Raw genomic sequence first — 5,657 nt, forward strand, 5'->3', positions numbered from 1 at the left:
TTTTGATACATCGTCTAGTGATTTGATTTCTTTTGGCATATTTTTTAGGAATTTCTTTGTATCTTCTGAAATTTCATAAATTATTGCCATAACTGAGAATTTTATTTTTTGGATGTTTTTTAAATCATACATGTAACAGGATGACATGTGTATCTATTTTAGGTAGTTAAATTATTTTCTGAGTCATCAAAGAGTTTTTTTATTTTTTTAAAACCCATTTATTAAGACAGCATTAAAGTACTTTGGAATTTAATTCAGACATGATCACATGAAAATTCTTTTAATGATTCTATTTAGTTCTCTATTCTCATCTTTTGCATATGCTCTACCTGATAATTTTCACAGTGAATTTTATTCAGGTTATTTTACTTTGGGGGGAATTTCAATTGACGATTCAATAATTGATTCAATAACTGATATTGAAAACATATCAAGTCAATTTGGTAGTGAAATATCGTTTTTAGATTTGATTGGTTATTCTCTTGGCATGGTAGTTTATGGAATTTTTATTTGGAATTTCTATAGATTCCTTGCAAGACGAGAAATGATTCCTTTACGTCTTAAAAAATATCAAACTGATGGTAAAAAAATTACTTCTGTCATTGCATATGTTTTCAAATACGTCATAGTCTTTCCATTAGTTGTTTTAGTTTGGTTTGTCGTTTACTCTACATTTCTGTTCTTTATGGCACCTGATATTTCCACTGAACATGTATTTCTGATTGTCATATCGCTTGTAGTTACAGTCAGAATTTCTGCATATTATAAAGAAGATCTTGCAAAAGACTTTGCTAAATTAATCCCGTTTGCATTACTGGGTATTTTTCTCACTAGCAATATTTTCTTTACCGCCGACGATGTTATAAACAGGGCCTATGGATTTGTTCCCTTTTTGGGAAAAATAATTGGATTTGTAATTTATGCAATCATAGTCGAGGCCATTTTACGCATTTTATTTTTGATTAAAAGAAGAATTCTTCCTGTGGTTGACCAAAAACTTGAAGAGCAAATCGAAGAACAAATTGATGAAAAAATTCAAGTCCATGTAGAAAAGATTGAGAAAAACCAAAAGAATCTTGAAAAGAAGATAGAAAAAGAAAATAACAAAAACAAGGATATAAACAAAGACTAATCTTGGCTACTGGTTCAACTAAAGCAGTTTATGCTGCGCTTTTTGGAAATCTGGGAATTGCAGTTACAAAATTCATTGCAGCTGCAATGACTGGTAGTGCTGCAATGTGGGCAGAGTCCTATCACTCCGCATCAGACACTGTAAATCAGATTCTTTTGTTAGTTGGAATAAAGGTCAGTAAAAAACCTGCAACGGATATGCACCAATTTGGTTTTGGTAAATCCCAGTTTTTTTGGTCATTTATTGTAGCTACCATGATATTTGGCATATCTGGAATTTTGTCCTTAGAGCAGGGATTTTCCTCCTTGTTAGGGGAAGAGCATAATTTTGAAAATCCTACAATAAACTACATTGTATTGGCAATTGCTTTTGCATTTGAGGCAAATGCATTAAGAATTGCACTAGTTCAGTTTAAGAAACCAATAATAGATCGTGGGGAAAAGATAAGGCCCTCTACACTATATGCAGAATTTAAAGGCAGTAAAGACACTTCAATTTTGACTGTAGTCGTAGAGGACTCTGCGGCACTTTTAGGAATTGGCGTTGCAGCACTTGGAATATTTCTTACAGATATTACTGGGAATACAACATATGATGCAGTAGGCTCAATTGTAATCGGCACTATTTTGATGTCATTTGCTATTTTCTTAGCCAAGGAAAACAGGGGATTGTTAATTGGTGAGGCAATCTCGCCGTTACAATATCGGCAGATAATGTTTAACGTGAACAGCATTCCCGAAGTACACAAAATAGTAACCATGAAAACTATGCATCTTGGTCCTACAACAGTGTTGGTTGGAATAGAAGTCAATTTGATTGATGGATTAGATACTGACAAAATTGAAACAATTACAGATACAATTGAAAGCGAAATAATGCGAGTCATACCTGAATCAAAAAAAGAATACATTTTTGTTGAAATTGAGAAATAAGAATTTTGATCTAGATTTTCTTTGAGGTATGTCGCAAATTGAGTCCATTGTTCAACATCTTGATTATGCATATTAACGATAACAGGTCAAAATTCCAATCTATGATAATGATATTGAAGAACAGTTTTCTTCTTCCATGTGAGTTTTAAAACAAAGTCCTAAACTCTATAGAAAAATCATCTTGAAACCATTCTCCATCTAACAACTTAAACTAGTGTGTATTATAATTGATTTATTGGATAGTACAAAAGATATTGCAAAAAAAGGAATTACAAATTTACTATCGCCTAAAACTCCAAGCATAGTTGACATGTTATTAGGACGTGGTACCGAAAAAGTTGTAGATTCTGAAACACTAGTTGAAGAAATTAAAGACAGGGTGCATAAATCACTAAATCACGAGTTCATGTATTCTGCCGTAACTGAAGAGTCAGAAACATTTCTGAGAGGAAGAGTATTGCAGAGCATGAATATGGCAGTCTTGTTTGTAGATCTAGTTGGTTCTACATCCATGATCCTAAATTTGCCCAAAGAAAAACTTGCTACTATTTTTACTACATTTGCGCAAGAGATGGCTTATGTGATTAAACGTCATGATGGTTTTGTACTAAAATTTGTCGGTGATGCTGTAATTGGATATTTTGTGGCAGAAGAACTGTCTACATCTGTTGCAAACAGGGCTGTTTCCTGTGCAGAATCAATGCTGAAAATTATCAAAGTTGGAATAAACCCCATTTTAAAAAGTAACAGTCTTCCCGAATTAAAGATAAAGATAGGTATTGATTATGGCGAAAACACAATCGTCCGGTATGGGGATGATTTGCAAGAGGCCCACGTTGATATTTTAGGACCGTCAGTAAGCATGGCAGCCAAAATTCAGAATCTAGCTCAGCCTGATCAGATAATGGTTGGAGGTGATGTTTATACAAAACTTCATGGCTCTGTTCAAGAATATTTTGTGCATCTAGATTTGGATAAATCTGATTGGAGTTACAAATCTGCAAAAACCAAAAAAGTTTATCCAGTATATGCATATGTTGGAAAATAAATGATATTTTCCAGAAAGTATCGCTGCTAATTTTCCATTCCTATCTAATTATTACAAACTGTGGAACTAAAGCAAAAATCATCTTATATTCCATTTTAAATCATATACTCTGCATTACTAGTTAACTGTTGATAATTTCTTATATAACAATCCTCAGTGACGTAATATTACAAGTGCATAAGAATCGATATTATTATTAGGTGTATAAACTCAGAGATCTCGAATCCAAAAAATAAACATGGAAAAAAATGCCTATTCTGGATTTGGTCAATACGAAATATCAGATAAATTAGAATTGAGATTGCCAAAAACAGAGATCAATATTGGAATTAAGGAGGATAATAGATTTTCATATTACAGAAAAAACTCTGAAGATCAAGAAATAAGAAAATCAATCCCGCAATCAAGTGGAAAAATCAAGATTGAATTGTGCCCAATTTTGCCCATGAATCTTCCTGCAAAAAAGACAAATGATTTGATTTTTCTCCGTTTGGCAGAATCAATTTTTGTTGAAAAAAAATCCACAGTTGGTGTCCTGATTCAGTTTCCGATGGAAATTGGAATTTACATAATTAATCAAGATGGAACAAAAGATCTTTTTGATTGCTTTACTTGTGAGCCAATGCATTCCAGATTTGCACTATACGGAACTCCTGAAAATGGAAAACTTTGCATGTATTCCAAAGTAAAACTTTTAGAAAAAAATGATGTGGATCCATATGTTTTTGCACGGATGAAAGTGGATATTACCAATAATTTGAATGAGGGGAAATTAATTGGCAAATTGGTATTCCCAATTGGAAGTCATAATTTTTACTATTCAGAAGGTTCTTCAGAGGTACATGTCGATGACATTGAAGCTACTCTGAAACAGGAATCAAAAACATCACTAATTGACATTAAGCGTAAAGGCTATGTGAACAAAGGTACAGGTTTGAAACTAGTCTCATATCTTGCTACAGATGATGGCATTTACACGATGGATAAGGGGTTTGATTAATTGGTCTTTGAAATTTTAGATACTCAAATAATTGAAGGAATCACAATTTGGAGTTTGCTTGTTACTGGAATTCTTGTATTTGCGGGGGTTATAGTTGCCAAAATAGTTCGTATGATATTTAAGAAAAAGTTTGCACCCAATTTGCCAGTTGATACAGTAAAGACACTTGACAAACTAATCTATTATGGGATAATCATAATTTTCTTGCTTGCTGCAACTGCAAGTCAAGGGATAGATGTTGGTGGATTGGTAATCGGTGCAGGATTCTTGGGGATTGTGATTGGATTTGCCGCCCAATCAGTAGTATCCAATATGATTTCCGGTGTGTTTATGTTAATTGAGAAACCTGTTAGACAGGGCGAAAACGTTGAGGTTGTAGATGTAAATGTTATTGGAAGGTTAATTGAGATTAATACATTTTCATCAAAGATCCAACAATTTGACGGTACTGTTGTCAGGATTCCTAATGAAAAAATGTTCACATCCAATCTCAGGACATTCTCACTTTCTGAGGTAAGAAGAAGCGAGGTGTCAGTGGGAATAGGATACGGTGAAAATGTGGATAATGCCATTAAAACCATAAAAAATGCAATTGAAAAAAATGTAGCATATTCCCTCATGGAACCTGCTCCTGATTTTTGGATCTCAGAACTTGGGGATAACAGTGTCAACATATTGGTTCGTGTATGGCACCCTCGTGATGATCTAGCAGAAGTAATGCCCAATTTGCTCAAAGTTATCAAAAACGCCTTAGATGATGCAGGAATTGAGATTCCATTCCCGCAAAGGGTTGTGTGGAAGGGTAGTTCAAATGAATAGTGCCAGATATGATGTTTTCATATTGGTTATTAGTAATGAAGGACAAGTGAAAAAAGATGCAATCCTATGAGGTCAAAAAAATACTGGTGCCGCTTGACGGCTCACAGAATTCCTTTAGGGGGCTGGAAAAGGCAATCTATTTTGCAAGGCAATGCGGTGCTACACTGACAGGACTGTACGTCAGTCAAAAGCCGTCACGATACGGGTTTGACAACATTGAGGATCTGGATTCTTCTAAAAGAAAGCGAATTGACACACTCTTAGAAAAGGCAAAAAATACTGCTGCCAAAAGCGGCATAGACCTGAGCGGCGAGATAATTCACGGTTCTGCTAAAAAGGACATTCTTGACTTTGCAAACAGATGGAACTATGAACTAATCGTAATTGGCTCGAAGGGTGCTGGTTCATCAGAAGAGTCGTATTTTGGAAGCGTTGCAAACCACATACTACACGCATCAAAGATTCCTGTATTGGTTGTAAAATAATGAGATGAACTCATCCTCTGATCTTTGAGTATGCCAAGATGCCAGCTCCTGCCACACTTGCTATGATGATCACTAACCCAATCAGCCATTCTTGTGAGAACCAATTGTAATTTGTAATTATTAAAGCTCCGACCAAGATTGCAATTATAATAACCAGTGCAGAAATTATCAGATTCGTCGACATTTTAAATCAAATCCTGTCCAGTATCTTTTTCTTTTTCTTGGCAAACTCCTCGTCAGT

General features: G+C 34.5%; 6 protein-coding genes. All 6 read left to right on the forward strand.

Going from position 1 to position 5,657, the window contains the following annotated elements:
* Nucleotides 1-268 precede the first annotated feature (268 nt).
* The 6 genes from OEW78_RS09625 to OEW78_RS09650 all read left to right on the forward strand — a co-directional run bounded on the left by OEW78_RS09625 (nt 269) and on the right by OEW78_RS09650 (nt 5,416).
* On the forward strand, nt 269-1,132 hold the full coding sequence (locus tag OEW78_RS09625) for a hypothetical protein (RefSeq protein WP_300327084.1): 864 nt from the start codon (nt 269-271) through the stop codon (nt 1,130-1,132).
* Between the two features lie 2 nt (nt 1,133-1,134).
* The gene (locus tag OEW78_RS09630) at nt 1,135-2,064 is read left to right on the forward strand and encodes a cation diffusion facilitator family transporter (RefSeq protein ID WP_300327085.1); all 930 of its coding nucleotides are present in this window, start codon (nt 1,135-1,137) and stop codon (nt 2,062-2,064) included.
* 235 nt (nt 2,065-2,299) lie between these two features.
* The gene (locus tag OEW78_RS09635) at nt 2,300-3,112 is read left to right on the forward strand and encodes an adenylate/guanylate cyclase domain-containing protein (RefSeq protein WP_300327086.1); all 813 of its coding nucleotides are present in this window, start codon (nt 2,300-2,302) and stop codon (nt 3,110-3,112) included.
* Between the two features lie 238 nt (nt 3,113-3,350).
* Nucleotides 3,351-4,112: a DUF432 domain-containing protein gene (locus tag OEW78_RS09640; RefSeq protein WP_300327087.1), complete on the forward strand. Its 762-nt coding sequence runs from the start codon at nt 3,351-3,353 to the stop codon at nt 4,110-4,112.
* On the forward strand, nt 4,113-4,931 hold the full coding sequence (locus tag OEW78_RS09645; protein WP_300327088.1) for a mechanosensitive ion channel family protein: 819 nt from the start codon (nt 4,113-4,115) through the stop codon (nt 4,929-4,931).
* Nucleotides 4,932-4,987: 56 nt separating this feature from the next.
* Nucleotides 4,988-5,416, forward strand: coding sequence for a universal stress protein (locus tag OEW78_RS09650; protein WP_300327089.1), 429 nt, complete (start codon nt 4,988-4,990; stop codon nt 5,414-5,416).
* Nucleotides 5,417-5,657: the final 241 nt, after the last annotated feature.

The organism is Candidatus Nitrosopumilus sp., assembly GCF_029882185.1.
Classification (GTDB): domain Archaea; phylum Thermoproteota; class Nitrososphaeria; order Nitrososphaerales; family Nitrosopumilaceae; genus Nitrosopumilus.